The organism is Streptomyces sp. NPDC005151 (assembly GCF_053599875.1).
Genome location: NZ_JBSFYR010000130.1, coordinates 1 through 15,029, shown reverse-complemented (window position 1 = coordinate 15,029; position 15,029 = coordinate 1). Strand labels below are relative to the sequence as shown.

15 protein-coding genes and 1 pseudogene are annotated in these 15,029 nt (G+C 70.7%); 8 read left to right on the top strand and 8 right to left on the bottom strand.

The annotated features are described in order from the left end of the window. Positions 1-91 precede the first annotated feature (91 nt). The 6 genes from ACWD6R_RS36755 to ACWD6R_RS36730 form a co-directional block, all read right to left on the bottom strand. Positions 92-847, bottom strand: coding sequence for an SDR family oxidoreductase (locus ACWD6R_RS36755; protein WP_451822724.1), 756 nt, complete (start codon positions 845-847; stop codon positions 92-94). A 5-nt stretch (positions 848-852) separates the two neighbouring features. Further along, positions 853-2,652, bottom strand: coding sequence for a glycoside hydrolase family 15 protein (locus ACWD6R_RS36750; protein ID WP_451822723.1), 1,800 nt, complete (start codon positions 2,650-2,652; stop codon positions 853-855). A 117-nt stretch (positions 2,653-2,769) separates the two neighbouring features. Then, complete coding sequence (locus tag ACWD6R_RS36745) at positions 2,770-3,588, bottom strand: SURF1 family cytochrome oxidase biogenesis protein (protein ID WP_451822725.1); 819 nt, start codon at positions 3,586-3,588, stop codon at positions 2,770-2,772. 71 nt (positions 3,589-3,659) lie between these two features. Then, positions 3,660-3,893, bottom strand: coding sequence for a hypothetical protein (locus ACWD6R_RS36740; RefSeq protein WP_078852816.1), 234 nt, complete (start codon positions 3,891-3,893; stop codon positions 3,660-3,662). A gap of 64 nt (positions 3,894-3,957) precedes the next feature. Further along, positions 3,958-4,983 (bottom strand): DEDDh family exonuclease, encoded by a 1,026-nt coding sequence (locus ACWD6R_RS36735; RefSeq protein ID WP_451822722.1) that lies wholly within the window; start codon positions 4,981-4,983, stop codon positions 3,958-3,960. A 72-nt stretch (positions 4,984-5,055) separates the two neighbouring features. Then, positions 5,056-5,187, bottom strand: coding sequence for a hypothetical protein (locus ACWD6R_RS36730; RefSeq protein WP_451822721.1), 132 nt, complete (start codon positions 5,185-5,187; stop codon positions 5,056-5,058). A 45-nt stretch (positions 5,188-5,232) separates the two neighbouring features. Here ACWD6R_RS36730 and ACWD6R_RS36725 point away from each other — a divergent pair. The 6 genes and pseudogenes from ACWD6R_RS36725 to ACWD6R_RS36700 all read left to right on the top strand — a co-directional run. Continuing rightward, positions 5,233-5,460, top strand: a pseudogene (locus ACWD6R_RS36725) (amidohydrolase family protein); the annotation flags it as partial. A gap of 25 nt (positions 5,461-5,485) precedes the next feature. Beyond that, positions 5,486-6,199 carry a VIT1/CCC1 transporter family protein gene (locus ACWD6R_RS36720; RefSeq protein ID WP_451822720.1) on the top strand — a complete coding sequence of 238 codons (714 nt, stop codon included), beginning with the start codon at positions 5,486-5,488 and terminating at the stop codon, positions 6,197-6,199. Between the two features lie 144 nt (positions 6,200-6,343). Then, positions 6,344-6,730 carry a nuclear transport factor 2 family protein gene (locus ACWD6R_RS36715; RefSeq protein WP_451822719.1) on the top strand — a complete coding sequence of 129 codons (387 nt, stop codon included), beginning with the start codon at positions 6,344-6,346 and terminating at the stop codon, positions 6,728-6,730. 119 nt (positions 6,731-6,849) lie between these two features. Beyond that, on the top strand, positions 6,850-7,728 hold the full coding sequence (locus ACWD6R_RS36710; RefSeq protein ID WP_451822718.1) for a sterol desaturase family protein: 879 nt from the start codon (positions 6,850-6,852) through the stop codon (positions 7,726-7,728). Further along, positions 7,725-8,414 carry a lysoplasmalogenase gene (locus ACWD6R_RS36705; RefSeq protein WP_451822717.1) on the top strand — a complete coding sequence of 230 codons (690 nt, stop codon included), beginning with the start codon at positions 7,725-7,727 and terminating at the stop codon, positions 8,412-8,414. The genes ACWD6R_RS36710 and ACWD6R_RS36705 overlap by 4 nt, the downstream gene beginning before the upstream one ends. A 21-nt stretch (positions 8,415-8,435) precedes the next feature. Beyond that, positions 8,436-9,479 (top strand): zinc-dependent alcohol dehydrogenase family protein, encoded by a 1,044-nt coding sequence (locus ACWD6R_RS36700; RefSeq protein WP_451822716.1) that lies wholly within the window; start codon positions 8,436-8,438, stop codon positions 9,477-9,479. A 63-nt stretch (positions 9,480-9,542) separates the two neighbouring features. On the opposite strand, the gene ACWD6R_RS36695 is transcribed toward ACWD6R_RS36700, so the two are convergent. Together ACWD6R_RS36695 and ACWD6R_RS36690 are read right to left on the bottom strand one after the other, a co-directional pair. Further along, positions 9,543-10,982: a CoA transferase gene (locus ACWD6R_RS36695; protein ID WP_451822715.1), complete on the bottom strand. Its 1,440-nt coding sequence runs from the start codon at positions 10,980-10,982 to the stop codon at positions 9,543-9,545. A gap of 119 nt (positions 10,983-11,101) precedes the next feature. Beyond that, positions 11,102-12,631 carry a S8 family peptidase gene (locus tag ACWD6R_RS36690; RefSeq protein WP_451822714.1) on the bottom strand — a complete coding sequence of 510 codons (1,530 nt, stop codon included), beginning with the start codon at positions 12,629-12,631 and terminating at the stop codon, positions 11,102-11,104. A 288-nt stretch (positions 12,632-12,919) separates the two neighbouring features. Between ACWD6R_RS36690 and ACWD6R_RS36685 the strand changes: the two genes are divergently transcribed. Further along, entirely contained in the window at positions 12,920-13,285 is a 366-nt protein-coding gene (locus tag ACWD6R_RS36685) for a DUF485 domain-containing protein (protein WP_451822713.1), read from the top strand. Then, positions 13,282-14,922 carry a solute symporter family protein gene (locus ACWD6R_RS36680; RefSeq protein ID WP_451822712.1) on the top strand — a complete coding sequence of 547 codons (1,641 nt, stop codon included), beginning with the start codon at positions 13,282-13,284 and terminating at the stop codon, positions 14,920-14,922. The genes ACWD6R_RS36685 and ACWD6R_RS36680 overlap by 4 nt, the downstream gene beginning before the upstream one ends. Positions 14,923-15,029 lie beyond the last annotated feature (107 nt).

Below are 15,029 nucleotides of genomic sequence, written 5' to 3'. Positions count from 1 at the left end.
GGGGAGACCCCATCCGAGGGCCTTCCGGCGCCTTGGAATCGCACGCACCAGACCGCGTCCGCTTTCCGATCGAAGGTCACCCGACAGGCTCTCAGAACCCGTGCCGCGACCCGCCGTCCACCGGCACCATGATCCCCGTCAGATACGACGCCGCGGGCGACAGCAGGAACGCCGCCGTCCGCCCGAACTCCTCCGGCGTACCGTACCGGCGCAACGGAATCCGCGCCTCGGCCGCCGTACGCGAAGCCTCCGCATCGCCGGACAGCGCGTCCAGCTCCCGCACCCGGTCCGTGTCGATCCGGGCCGGCAGCACGCCCACCACACGGATACCCCGTGGGCCGAGCTCGTCGGCCAGGGACTTGGCGAACCCGGCCAGGCCCGGACGCAGACCGTTCGAAATGGTCAGCCCGGCGATCGGCTCGTGGACCGAGCCGGAGAGCACGAAGCCGATGACCCCGCCCTCGCCGAGCGCCGCGGCCGCCGAGCGCGCCAGCCGTACCGCGCCCAGGAACACCGAGTCGAACGCCGACTGCCACTGCTCGTCCGTGTTGTCGGCGACGAAACCGGGCGCAGGTCCGCCGACGCTGATCAGGATGCCGTCGAGCCGCCCGAACCGCTCATGGGCGGCGCCCACCAGACGCTGCGCCGCGCCAGGCTCCCCGTTGTCGGCGGCCACACCGACCACGTCCGGTCCCAGCTTTGCGGCGGCTGCCTCGGCCCGCTTCCCGTCCCGCCCGGTGATGATCACCTTCGCGCCGTCCGCCGCCAGCTCCCGCGCGGTGGCATGGCCCAGCCCCCGGGTCGCGCCGGTCACGATGTACACACGGTCCTTCAGCCCAAGATCCATGGGCCCTATCCTGCCGCGTCGGGTTCCAGCATGTCGCACCCGGCCAGGGCAACGGCGGTGCCCACCAGTCCGATGTGGCTGAACGCCTGCGGGAAGTTGCCCAGTTGCCGCCGTGCCACGGTGTCGTACTCCTCGGCGAGCAGCCCGACATCGTTGCGCAGCGCGAGGAGCCGCTCGAAGAGTTCCGTGGCTTCCTCGGTGCGCCCGGTCAGGCGCAACGCGTCCGCCAGCCAGAACGAGCACGCCAGGAACGCCCCTTCGCCGCCCGGCAGCCCGTCGATCGAGCCGCCGTCCGTGCTGTAGCGGCGGACCAGCCCGCCGCTGCCCAGCTCGGCCCGGACCGCGTCGACCGTCCCGACGAGCCGCGGATCGTCCGGCGGCAGGAAGCCGGTCCGGGCGATCAGCAGCGTCGCGGCGTCCAGCTCCCGGGAGCCGTACGACTGCGTGAAGGTGTTCCGCACCGGGTCGTACCCCTTCTCGCACACCTCCCGGTGCACGGCGTCCCGCATCGCCCGCCACCGGTCGGCGTCCCCGGCCAGCGACGGGTTGGCCTCCAGAGTGCGCACCGCGCGGTCGGCGGCGACCCAGGCCATCACCTTCGAGTGCACGAAGTGGCGGCGCTGGCCGCGGATCTCCCACAGCCCCTCGTCCGGCTCGCGCCAGGTGGACTCCAGGAAGCCGAGCAGGCTGAGCTGCAGGCTCCAGGCGTGCGGTTGGTCGGACAGGCCCGCCTCACGTGCCAGCCGGAGCGAGTCGATGACCTCTCCGTACACATCGAGCTGCCGCTGCCGGACCGCCGCGTTGCCGATCCGGACCGGGCTGGAGTTCCCGTAGCCGCGCAGCCACGGCAGCTCCGCCTCGGGCAGCCGTCGTTCGCCCGACAGGCCGTACATGATCTGCAGGTCGGCCGGGTCCCCGGCGACGGCGCGCAGCAGCCAGTCCCGCCAGGCGGCGGCCTCCTCCAGATAGCCGGCCGAGATCATCGCGTTGAGCGCCAGGGTGGAGTCCCGCAGCCAGCAGAAGCGGTAGTCCCAGTTCCGTACGCCGCCGATCTCCTCCGGCAGCGAGGTGGTGGGGGCCGCCACGATACCGCCGGTCGGAGCGAAGGTGAGCGCCTTGAGGGTGATCAGCGAGCGGATCACGGCCTCCCGGTACGGGCCCCGGTACTTGCAGCGGGCCGACCACTCGGCCCAGTCGGACAGGGTGTTCTTCAGCGCCTCGTGCGGATCGACAAGATCGGGGCGCGGCGAGTGCGAAGGATGCCAGGTCAGTACAAACGCCACCTGCTCGCCCGCGGAGACGGTGAACGACGAGCAGGTGGAGAACTCCTGGCCCCACGTCTTGACCGGCGGCTCGCTGCGCAGCCAGACCGAGTCGGGTCCGGCGACCGCCACCCGGTGGCCCTGCGAGCGGCGCATCCACGGCACGATGGAGCCGAAGTCGAAGCGCAGCCGGATCACGGAGGCCATGTCGACGGTGCCGCTGACCCCCTCGACGATCCGCATGACATCGGGTTCCCGGTCGCGCTGCGGCATGAAGTCGATGACCTTGACGGTGCCGGTGCGGGTCTCCCAGAACGTCTCCAGGACGAGGGAGTCGCCCGCGTAGCCGCGCCGGGTGCAGGTGTCCGCACCCTTCGGGGCGATGCGCCAGTGGCCGTTGTCCTCGTCGCCGAGCAGGGCGGCGAAACAGGCGCCCGAGTCGAAGCGGGGCAGACAGAGCCAGTCCACGGAACCGTTCCTGCCGACCAGGGCGGCTGTCTGCAGATCGCCGATGAGGGCGTAGTCCTCGATGCGTGGGGTCACGTTCTGCCGTGTTCCCGAACCGGGGCCGCGCTAAGCAGCCGATGTCCCACAGGCGGCCGCATGCCCGACATCACCGGCTCGTGGGCACGGTGGCGGGCCGTCGCCGGGCAGGGCTGCTCAGGCAGTCGCGGGCGCGGGCTTCTCCGGCTGTTCCGGCTCCGGATCGCCTGCTGCCTCGGCCTTGGCCGCGGCCTCCACCCGGTCGCGCTTCTCGCGCCGGGCCAGCACCACGTATCCGGCAGGGACACCGGCGGCGAACAGCCACCACTGGACCGCGTACGCCATGTGCGGACCGATGGAGCTGTCGTCCGGCGCCTCGATCAGCTCCGGAACGTCGCCGGACGGTTCGGGGGCGGTCTGCTCGATGTAGCCGCCGAGGACCGGCCGGGAGAGCGCCTTGGCCTGCTGGGCGCTGTTGATCAGCATCACCTGGCGGTCCGGCAGGTCCGACAGGTCCTTGATGCCGCTGGTGCCCGTCGTCTCATCGGCCTTGAGCCGTCCCGTGACGGTCACCTCGCCCGTGGGCACGGCCGGGATGTCCGGGAAGGCGCGCTGGTCGTCGGCGGTGGGGATCCAGCCCCGGTTGACCAGGACCGTACCGCCGCCCTTGAGGTCGAGCGGGATCAGTACGTGGAAGCCGACGCTGCCGTCGGTGGAGGTCCGGCGGCGCACGACGACCTCGTGCTTCGTGTCGTACGTCCCCGTGGCCGTCACCGCACGCCAGTAGTCGGAGCGCGGGACCGTGTGACCGGGGGAGGTGAGCGTGGCGACCGGAACCGGCTTCGCCTTCAGGTTGTGCGAGATCAGGGAGTTCTGCGCCACCCGGTGCTCATGCCGGTGGAGCTGCCAGAAGCCCAGCTCGACCATCGTGGGAATGAGGACGAGGGCGAGGAGGGCGAGGATCAGCCACTGCCGGGTCAACAGGAAGCGGTACACCCCACGACGGTACAACTGCGTCATGGGGTGCATCACGGAGGGGGTGGCGGACGGTGTCGCGCGGCCGGGGCTCAGACTTTGTCGATGATGCCCACCTTCCCCTCGGCGCGTGCGCAGTGCCCACCGCAGAACCAGTGCCCGTCGACCTCGACACCCTGGCCGATGACCTGGACCCGGCAGTGCTCACAGATGGGCGCCATCCGGTGAATGGCGCAGGAGAAGCAGTCGAAGACATGCACCGCGCCCTGCGCGTGCACCTCGAACGACATGCCGTAGTCGTTTCCGCAAACCTCACAACGTGCCATGCGCCACAGGGTGGGACGCGGGGATGCCGGGCGGCGAGCGGCGGACGGGCGAGTCGCCCCCGGTTCACTCCGATGACGGCGTCGGCAGAGCAGGAGCCACGGGCGCCCCGGTCGTCGCCGACACCTCGGCCACATCCCTCAGCAGGTGGGTGAAGGCGCTCTCGTCCACGATCGGAGTGCCGAACGCCTTGGCCTTCACCGTCTTCGACGTCGCCGCGTCCGGGTCGTTGGTGACCAGCAGGCTGGTCAGCCGGGAGACGCTGGTCGCCACATGCAGCCCGGCCTCGACCGCCCGGTCCTCCAGCAGCTCACGGTCGATGGACGTGTCCCCGGAGAACGCCACGCGCATGCCCTGCATGAGCGGTTTGTCCTTGTCGTACCGCCCGGGGTTCGGATACGGGCAGGCGGGCCGCTTCCGGGAAGGGCGCCAGCTGTTCTGGCTGCCGTACGAGGGCTGATAGCCGACCCTCGGGGTCACCGGGGAGTCCGACCACTCGGTCAGCGGGCGGCACTCCAGCAGCGGCAGCCGCACCCCGTCGCGCGCCGCCGCATGCAGACTCGGCCGGAACGCCTCGGCCAGCACCCGGGCGTCGTCCAGCGCGTGGTGCGCACGCTGCTGCACGACTCCGAAATGCGCGGCCAGCGACTCCAGCTTGTGGTTGGGCAGCGGCAGCCGCAGCTCCTTGGAGAGCGCGATCGTGCAGAGCCGCTGCTCGACCGGGGCGACGACCGCCGCGCGGGCGTACTCCCGGGCCAGCATCGACCAGTCGAAGGCGGCGTTGTGCGCGACCAGGACCCGGCCCGCGAGACGCTCCGACAAGGCGGCGGCGACCTCCGGGAAGAGCGGGGCTCCCTCCAGGACATCGCTGGTCAGCCCGTGGATCCAGACGGGGCCGGGGTCCCGCTCCGGGTTGACGAGGGTGTACCAGTGGTCCTCGACATTGCCCTGCCCGTCCAGCCGGTAGACGGCAGCGGAGATTATCCGGTCGTCGCGGGCGAGTCCGGTGGTCTCCACGTCGACGACCGCGTACCCCTGCGGGTAGGCGGTCGGCCACGGTGCTGCGGTCTGGCGGTCGTCGAGCATGGTCACAGAGAATACGGGCCGGTACTGACAGTCCCCTATCCGGGAGCCCCCTGTTCGACCGGTCCGGGGCTGCGGCTCCTACGTCCCGCCGGCCGCCAGCAGCCCGTTCACCAGCGCCCGCACGGACGCCGTGAACAGCCGGTCCTGGTCGGCGGGCCTGGCCAGTGCCCGGTCCAGCGCCGGGTCGTGCTCCGTGGGTGGGAGTCGCACCGCAACCGGCCCGAGCGGTACGCCAAGGAGCGGCCGCGCCGGACCCCGTACCGCAGTCTGCGGATTGCGTACGCCGGACTCCCGTCCGACGAGATCGCGGCGATGGTCGGCGGCAACGCGGCCCGCGTCTACGGCTTCGACCTGGCCGCGCTCGACCGTATCGCCGCAACCGTCGGCCCGATGGTCGAGGAGATCGCCGAGCCCCTGACGGAGGTCCCGGCCGACGCGACCAGCCCGGCCTTCGCACCGGGCGGGTCGGTCCGCGTCCGGTGACAGGGCGGAGTGAGACCATCCCCGGGTGACGGATACCCAGGCGCATGACGAGCCCCACGGCAACGGCCTCGGCGCGCGGCTGAACTGGCTGCGCGCCGCGGTCCTCGGTGCCAACGACGGCGTGGTCTCCACCGCGGGCCTCGTCGTCGGTGTCGCCGGAGCCACCGACGACCGCGGCGCCCTGCTGACAGCGGGCCTGGCCGGGCTGCTGGCCGGTTCGATGTCGATGGCGGCGGGCGAATACGTATCGGTCTCCACCCAGCGCGACTCGGAACAGGCTGCGCTGGCCACGGAGAAACGAGAGCTGAAGGAGGCCCCGGAGGCGGAACTCGTGGAACTGACCGGCCTGTTGGAGGGCAAGGGCCTCAGCCACGAAGTCGCCCGCGAGGCCGCCCTCCAGCTCACCGACCGCGACGCGCTGCGCGCCCACGCGGAGGTCGAGCTGGGCATCAACCCGGACGCCCTGACGAACCCCTGGCACGCGGCGGGCGCCAGCTTCCTGGCGTTCACGGTGGGTGCCCTGCTGCCCCTGCTGGCGATCGTGCTGCCGCCGTCGTCGGTGCGCCTGCTCGTCACGGTCGTGGCGGTCCTGGCGGCGCTGGCGCTCACGGGGTGGTGGAGCGCACGGCTGGGCGACGCGGTCGTGGGGCGCGCGGTACTGCGGAACATGGGTGGGGGAGCGGTGGCGATGGCGGTGACCTATGGGGCGGGGGCCCTGCTGGGGGCGGTGGGGGTCTAGGGTCTTTCGTTTGGATCGGGCCGGATCAGGGAGCGGGGGCGGCACGCGAGAGCCCACCGTTCGGCTCCCCGGAACCGAGGCCGAGCCCGCTCTGCGGGGGCAACTCGGTTGCGAAGGGGCAGGTCACCTGGGCGAAGATGCCGCATGAGCAGAGAGACGGACGAGGTACGCGAAGCCATCGCGGGGGAGCTGCGACTGATGGACCCCGACGTGCGCACGTCACGGTCGCAGGCCCGGCAGCTGCTGGATCCGGACTTCGTGGAGGTCGGCGCCTCGGGCCGGCGGTGGACGTATGAGGACATGCTGGCCGAGTTGCCCGAGTTGGACGGTGCGGCAGAGGGCGGCCCGCGCTTCGAGCCCTCGGACATGACCGGTGTCCTGCTGGCACCCGGGCTGGTGCACCTCACCTACGAGACCGTGATCGGTGGAAACCGGGCACGACGGAGTTCACTCTGGCGCAGGCGGAGTGCGAGCGCGACGTGGCAGATGTACTACCACCAGGCCACACCGATCCCGCCCGAGGGCACATGAGCGGAACCGTGCGACGGTCTTGTTGGCAGAAGGTGCCAAAGGTTGCTGACATTACGTCTCGTATACTTGTTGGTAACAACGTCTAGTCCCGGGCCGGCCGGCAGCTCTACGGTGCTCGCATGGAGCCGAACCTGCCCGATGTCGTCCTGTGGTCCACACCGGCCTTCGTCCTGCTCACCGTTGTCGAAATGGTCAGCCACCGCATCCACCCCGATGAGGACGCCGCCGGGTACGAGACCAAGGACGCCGTCACCAGCGTCACCATGGGGCTCGGCAGCCTCGTCTTCGACCTGCTGTGGAAAGTGCCCATCGTGGCGATCTACACCGCGGTCTACGAGCTGACCCCGCTCCACGTCCCCGTCCTGTGGTGGACGGTCCTGCTGATGCTGCTCGCGCAGGACTTCCTCTACTACTGGTCCCACCGCGGCCATCACGTCATCCGGATCCTCTGGGCCTGCCATGTGGTCCACCACTCCAGCCGGAGGTTCAACCTCACCACCGCGCTGCGCCAGCCCTGGACCTCGCTGACCGCCTGGCCGTTCTATGTGCCGCTCGTCGCGTGCGGGGTCCATCCGGCGGCGCTGGCGTTCTGCTCCTCGGCCAATCTCGTCTACCAGTTCTGGGTCCACACCGAACGGATCGACAAGCTGCCCCGGCCCTTCGAGTACGTACTGAACACGCCCTCCCACCACCGGGTGCACCACGCGTCCCAGGGCGGCTATCTCGACCGGAACTTCGGCGGCATCCTGATCCTGTGGGACCGCCTCTTCGGTTCCTTCACCGCCGAGACCGAGCGGCCGGTCTACGGACTCACCAAGAACATCGCCACCCACAACCCGCTGCGCGTCGCGACCCACGAGTACGCCGCGATCGCCCGGGACGTGCGGGCGGCGGGCAGCTGGGGCGAGCGGGCCGGGCGGGTCTTCCGCGGACCGGGGTGGCAGCCGACGTCCAAGGCCTCCGTCACCGCCGTTTCCGCATCCGGTGGCATCGGATGAGCGCCGGTACGGTCGCGGATTTGCGGGCGCGCCTCGTACGCCCCCTGCTCATCGCCTTCCTCGTCGCCTCCGCCGTCGATCTCTTCGGTGTCCTCGCCGATGTCGGCATCGCCCACCTCGTCGCCAAGCCGCTGCTCATGCCGCTGCTCGCCGGGTACGCCGCCGCCCGCCGCGGCCCCCGGCTGCTGATCGCCGCGCTGCTCTTCGGCTGGGGCGGCGACACGCTCCTGCTGCCGGACGCCGACGCCGCCTTCCTCATCGGCATGGGCTCCTTCGCCGCAGGTCACGTCTGCTATCTCTGGCTCTTCGGGCGCGCCCGGAGTTCCCTGCTCCTCGGCGTGGCGTACGCGGTCGTCCTCGGCGGCTTCCTCGTCCTGCTCTGGGGCGGGTTGCCCGCGGACCTGAGGATCCCGATGGCCGGGTACAGCCTGCTGCTCACCGCGATGGCCTACCGGTCCAGTACCTTCGGCCGGTACGCGGCCGTCGGCGGGGCGCTCTTCCTGCTCTCCGACGCGCTGATCGCCACCGGCATCGCCGACCTGCCCCAGCTGCCGGCCCCCGACTTCTGGGTCATGCTCACCTACATCGCGGCGCAGTTCCTGCTGACCGTCGGAGCGCTTGCACCGGGTGCGAAATGGGCCGTTGTCGCCCCTGGGGCGTACCGTGAGCGGAGTATCAGCATCTGAGATCAGCAAGGACCCCCACGCATGCGCGCCACCGTCATCCACGCCCCCCACGACATACGCGTGCAGGAGGTGCCGGACCCGACGATCCAGCAGCCCACCGATGTGGTGCTGCGGGTCCTGCGGGCCTGTATCTGCGGCAGCGACCTGTGGGCGTACCGCGGCGAGTCCGCCCGGCAGCCCGGCCAGCGGATCGGCCACGAGTTCCTCGGGATCGTCGAGGAGGCGGGCTCGGATGTCGGTGGATTCGCGGTCGGCGACCTGGTCGTCGCCCCCTTCGTCTGGTCCGACGGCACCTGTGAGTACTGCGCCGAAGGCCTGATGACGTCCTGCCCGCAGGGCGGCTTCTGGGGCTCGGTCGGCTCCGACGGCGGCCAGGGCGAGGCCGTCCGCGTCCCGTTCGCCGACAGCACGCTGGTCAAGCTCCCGGCCGCCGCCGCGTCCGACGACCGGCTGCTCACGGCGCTGCTGGCCCTGTCCGACGTGCTCGGCACCGGCCACCACGCAGCTGTCGGCGCGGGCGTGAAGCCCGGCTCCACGGTCGCGGTCGTCGGTGACGGGGCGGTCGGCCTGTGCGGCGTCATGGCCGCCAAGCGGCTCGGCGCCGAGCGGATCATCGCGCTGGGCCGCCACCAGGCGCGTACGGACATCGCCCGCAGCTTCGGCGCCACGGACGTCGTCGCCGAGCGCGGCGAGGCGGCCGTCGCCGCCGTACGGGAACTGACCGGCGGCGCGGGCGCACATGCCGTGATCGAGGCCGTCGGCACCGAGCAGTCGATGCGTACGGCGGTCGGGATCACCCGCGACGGCGGCTCGATCGGCTACGTCGGCGTGCCGCACGGCAGCGGCACCGGGCTGGACCTCGGCGTCATGTTCGACCGGAACATCGCCCTGCGCGGCGGCGTCGCCCCCGTGCGCGCGTACATTCCGGAACTGCTCCCCGACGTCCTGTCCGGCGCGATCGACCCGTCGCCCGTCTTCGACCTCACCATCGGCCTCGACGAGGTCCCCGCCGGCTACCGGGCGATGGACGAGCGTACGGCGCTGAAGGTCCTCATCAAGCCGTAGCGGGCCCCGGCCGTGAACGGTGCGGGCCCGGCGGACGAGACATGTCCGCCGGGCCCGTTCCGGTCAGTGAGTGCCGCTGGTGGCAGCCGCGGTGACACTCCACACCGGGGAATCCGCGCCCAGCCGGCCCGGCGGGCACGACCAGTCCGCCGGGCCGCCCGCGAAGGACACCGGCGGCAGGGCGTACTGCAGGCGTCCCACCGCGCTGTCCGAGATGCCGACGTACTTCTTGGGGTCGTACGTCTCCGCGGCGCCGTCGGCCGGCTGCTCCGACAGGCCCTTGCACAGCCAGTGCGCCGTCTGCCCGAGCGCCAGTCGCAGCAGCCGCGAACCGCCGTCGTCGTGCTGCTCGGACAGCGCCCGCAGCACCCCCGCCGCCAACAGGTACCCGGTGCCGTGGTCGAGGGCCTGCGCCGGCAGCGCGCCCGGTGCGCCCGCGTTCCCCTCCAGCGTCGCGATTCCGGTGGCCACCTGCACCAGGCTGTCGAAGCCGCGCCGCTCGTGCCACGGCCCGTACCGGCCCCACGCGGACACCTGCGCGAGGACCAGACCGGGACGGCGTACGGCGAGCGCCTCCGGAGTCAGGCCGTATGCCTCCAGCGCGCCCGGCCGGTATCCGGTCACCAGTACATCGGCGTCGGCGAGCAGCTCCTCGAACGTCGCCCGCCCGGCCCGGTCGCGCAGGTCCAGGGAGACCGACCGCTTGCCGAAGCCGGTGTCGTTGTGGGCGTCCTGACTCTCCGGCAGCTGCGGCGCGTCGATCCGCAGCACGTCCGCGCCCAGCAGCGCCAGCGTGCGGGTGGCGACCGGACCGGCGAGCACCCTGGTCAGGTCCAGGACCCGGAGCCCGGCGGCGGGCAGCAGCGGCGACCCCGACAGCGTGGAGAGGCGGTGCGGCGCCACCGGTTCCGGCCCCTCGGTCCGTTCGAGCGTGAGCAGGGGGTGTGCGGCGATCGCGGCGCCCTGCTCGTGCGAGGCCCACTCCTCGGGGGTGCGCAGCGCCACGGCCAGACCGCCCGCGGCGTACACCGTCTCCTCGATCTCCACCGACCGGCGCTCGGCGAGCACGGCCGCCACCGTGTCCGCCCCGGTGTCGTCGGGCAGGCCGAGCGCGGTGAGCAACCGGGCGCGGTGGTGAGGGTAGTTGGCGTGGGTGCGGACCCATCCGTCGGCCGTTCGCCAGAACCGGGACAGCGGGGCGAACGTCGTCGGTGCGCGCCCGTCGATGCGCAGATGCCGCTCGCTGAGGAACGCCGTGCCCACCGCCCCGTCGTCGATCCGGACCTGCGGTACGGGACCGGCACCGCCCCGCGTGCGGTGCGCGGCGAGTTCGGCGGCGGCCAGCGAACAGACCGCGACAGTGGAGCGGGCCAGCTCCAGGACGGGCAGCCGCGCGGGCAGCGCACCGGTCGGTCCGCCGAAGCCGATATGGCCGAGAAGCGCGGGGTCACCGCCGAGAGCGGCCCAGGCCTGCTCCGTACCGGAGCTCTGTACGTGTGTCATGTCCACACTATGGCACTGAGTGCCACTTTACGTAAGGAAGGGCCGGGGACGCCATGACGACGGGGCCGGACGGGAAGTGCTTCCCGTCCGGCCCCGGTTGCGCAGAGGTGCGGAGCCGACTACTTGACGGCGCTCAGGGCGTTGACGATGCCGTGGCCGTAGTAGCCGTTCACCTGGCTGTCGCCCTTGCAGGTCGTCGCGTCGATCAGCTGGCCGGCCGAGTTGTAGACCTTGGACGGGCAACCCGGGTTGACGGCCTGGGCCTTCAGCAGCTCCTGCAGCTCCGCAGGCGTGGCCTTCGGGTGCGTGCTCTTCAGCAGGGCCGCGACGCCCGCGACATGCGGGGTGGCCATCGAGGTGCCCTGCTTGTAGCCGTATTTGTTGTTTACGACCGTCGAGAGCACACGGCCGTTGGCGTCCGGGGTGGCCGGGATCTGCCACCTGTCGCCGCCGGGGGCGGACACGTCGGCGACGCCCAGGCCGAAGCTGGAGTAGTACGACTTGAAGCCCTTGGTGCCGGTCGCGGTCACCGTGACGACGCCCGGCAGCTGGGTCGGGATGTCGAAGCACTTGTGCGGGTCCACGGTGCGCGGTCCCGAGGTGGTGTCGTTCGGGCTCGACGTGTCGAGGATCTCGTGCGACGCCAGGTCGTAGTTCTCGTTGCCCGCCGCGGCGACATTGAGGACGCCCTTGCGCTCGGCGTACTTCGTGGCGCGGGTGAGGGCGTCGAGCAGAGCCTTCTGGTCCGGGTCGTCCTGGCAGTTGAAGTACCAGGGGTCGACGTAGTAGCTGTTGTTGGTGACCTCGATGCCGTGCTCGGCGGCCCAGACGAAGCCGCAGACGACCGCCTCGGTGTAGAAGAAGCCGATGCCGGGCTCACTGACCTTGATGCCGGCCACCTTGACACCGGGGGCGACACCGGTGACGCCGATGCCGTTGCGGGCGGCGGCGATCGTACCGGCGACATGTGTGCCGTGGTCACTGCCGTCGGCGTACGGACGCCAGGCGCCCTCGGACGTGTCCGCCACGCCGCCGACGCAGTTGGCCGACTGCTCCCTGGAGAAGTTCGCCTTGAGGTCCTCATGGGTGTCGTCGACACCTGTGTCGATCACGCCGACGGTGACCGAGGCGCTGCCATCGTTGATCTTGCTGGCCTCGTCGGCCTGGATGGCGCGCATGTCCCACTGGTTGGGCTCCAGCGGCTCCTGGCCCGGGCCCGCGGCCGCGGCGGCCTTCGCGGCCTCCTCGGCGGTCAGCAGCTCGGTGCTGCCCTCCTCCGTCGTGGCGACGGACTGGAGCGGGGCGGTGCGGGTGGCACCGGCCGACTCGACACCCGGGGTCTTGCGAATGGTCTTCGCGAAGTCGGGGTTCGAGGAGTGGACGACGATCACGCCTATGCGGTCGTACGACGTCACGATCGTCCCGCCGGCCTCGGCTATCGCTCGGCGCACCACACCCGTGCTGTGTACGGGGGTGGTGTTGACGACGTATGACAGCTTCGGGCCGTCCGTCGAGACCGCCGCCGTGGGCAGTCCGTCCGACGGGGCGGCGGATGCGGCACTCATCGGCAGGAAGCCGAGCGAGGCGGTGAGGGCCAATCCGACGGGCAGCGTCAGTGCGCGGGTCCGCCTGGATCCCAGATGCGCCATGGGGTCTCCACATCATCCGTGTCAGCCGTCCGGACACGAGACGTGTCCGGACGTGTGCATGAACGGTGAAGCTATCGCTGATCATCCTGCACATCAATGAATTGACGACATTCAGTTCGAAGTGCGCCGCCGATCGGGCGAAGTGGAGAAGCAGTAACTCGCGGTGAACCGCTTCGCCGCGCCCCACGTGCCGTTGTCAGGGGAGTCGCACCACCAAACCCCCGACATCGAGGTTCTGTTGTGAAATCCACCGACCCCACCACCGCACCCGCGTCGCGAGGAGAATCCGTGGCTACCGATGCATCGCCGCCCAAGGCCGGTCCGGACACCGGCCCTGCCCAGCCCACGACAGAACGGTTCGTCGAGGTCCAGGAGAGCCAGGAGTTCGCCGAACTGCGCCACGCGTACCGCTCGTTCGCCTTCCCGCTGACCATCGCGTTCGTGCTCTGGTACCTGCTCTACGTGCTGCTGTCGAACTACGCCGGCGGCTTCATGGGCACCAAGGTGTACGGCAACATCAACGTGGCCTTCGTGTTCGGTCTCGCCCAGTTCGTCACCACCTTCCTCATCGCCTGGTTCTACGCGCGGCACGCCGCGACGAAGCTCGATCCGAAGGCCGAGGTCATCAAGTCCCGTATGGAGGCCGACGCATGAGCGCCGCGTACCACTCGCACCCCGTGATCCAGCTCGCCGCCTCGTCCACCGCCGAGCACCGGCCGCTGATCATCACGCTGTTCGCGGTCTTCGTCGCCGCGACCCTGGGCATCACCGTCTGGGCCGGCCGGCAGACCAGGAGCGCCTCCGACTTCTACGCGGGCGGCCGCCAGTTCACCGCCTTCCAGAACGGGCTCGCGGTCTCCGGCGACTACATGTCCGCCGCCTCGTTCCTCGGTATCGCCGGTGCCATCGCCCTCTTCGGCTACGACGGCTTCCTCTACTCGATCGGCTTCCTCGTCGCCTGGCTGGTGGCCCTGCTGCTGGTCGCGGAACCGCTGCGCAACTCCGGCCGCTACACGATGGGTGACGTCCTCGCCTACCGGATGCGGCAGCGCCCGGTCCGTACCGCCGCGGGCGTCTCCACCATCGTCGTCTCGATCTTCTACCTGCTGGCGCAGATGGCGGGCGCGGGCGTGCTCGTCTCGCTGCTCCTCGGCATCACCAGCGACGCCGGAAAGATCCTCATCGTCGCACTGGTCGGCGTACTGATGATCGTGTACGTCACCATCGGCGGCATGAAGGGCACCACCTGGGTGCAGATGGTCAAGGCCGTCCTGCTCATCGCCGGTGCCCTCCTGATGACCTTCCTGGTGCTGCTCAAGTTCGACTTCAACATCTCCGACCTGCTGGGCACAGCCGCCGAGAAGAGCGGCCACGGAGCGGCGTTCCTGGAGCCCGGCCTCAAGTACGGCGCCACCGGCACCTCGAAGCTGGACTTCCTCTCCCTCGGTATCGCCCTGGTCCTCGGCACCGCCGGACTCCCGCACATCCTGATCCGCTTCTACACCGTCCCGACCGCCAAGGCCGCCCGTAAGTCGGTGAACTGGGCCATCGGCATCATCGGCGCCTTCTACCTGATGACGATCGCGCTCGGATTCGGCGCCGCGGCGCTCATCGGCCCGGACGAGATCAGGGCGAAGAACCCGGCCGGCAACGCCGCGGCTCCGCAGCTCGCCGAATACCTCGGCGGGGTCGGCACGACGGGCGGAGCGGTGCTGCTCGCCGTGATCTCGGCCGTCGCCTTCGCCACGATCCTCGCCGTCGTCGCGGGCCTCACCCTCGCCTCCTCGTCCTCCTTCGCCCACGACATCTACGCCAACGTCATCCGCAAGGGGAAGGCCACCGAGAAGGAGGAGATGCGGGCCGCCCGCTGGGCCACCGTCCTCATCGGCGCGGTCGCGATCGTCCTCGGCGCCTTCGCCCGCGACATGAACGTCGCCGGCCTGGTGGCTCTCGCCTTCGCGGTCGCCGCCTCCGCCAACCTCCCGACCCTCCTCTACAGCCTCTTCTGGAAGCGGTTCACCACCCAGGGCGCCCTCTGGTCGATCTACGGCGGTCTGGCCAGCTCGGTGATCCTGGTGCTGTTCTCGCCGGTCGTCTCCGGCAACGCGAAGACATCGATGTTCAAGGGCGTCGACTTCGCCTGGTTCCCGCTGGAGAACCCCGGCCTGATCTCTATCCCGCTGGGCTTCCTGCTCGGCTGGCTCGGCTCCCTCCTCTCGAAGGAGGAGCCGGACAAGGGCAAGTACGCCGAGCTGGAGGTCAAGTCCCTCACCGGTGTCGGCGCCCACTGACGAGAAGGAATGAGACCGACCGGCAATTGGGGGGCGGCGTCACGGGGCTGGGGCACGCACCTCGCGGCGTTGTCGTCCATCACCATGGCTCCGCCATGGCTCAATCC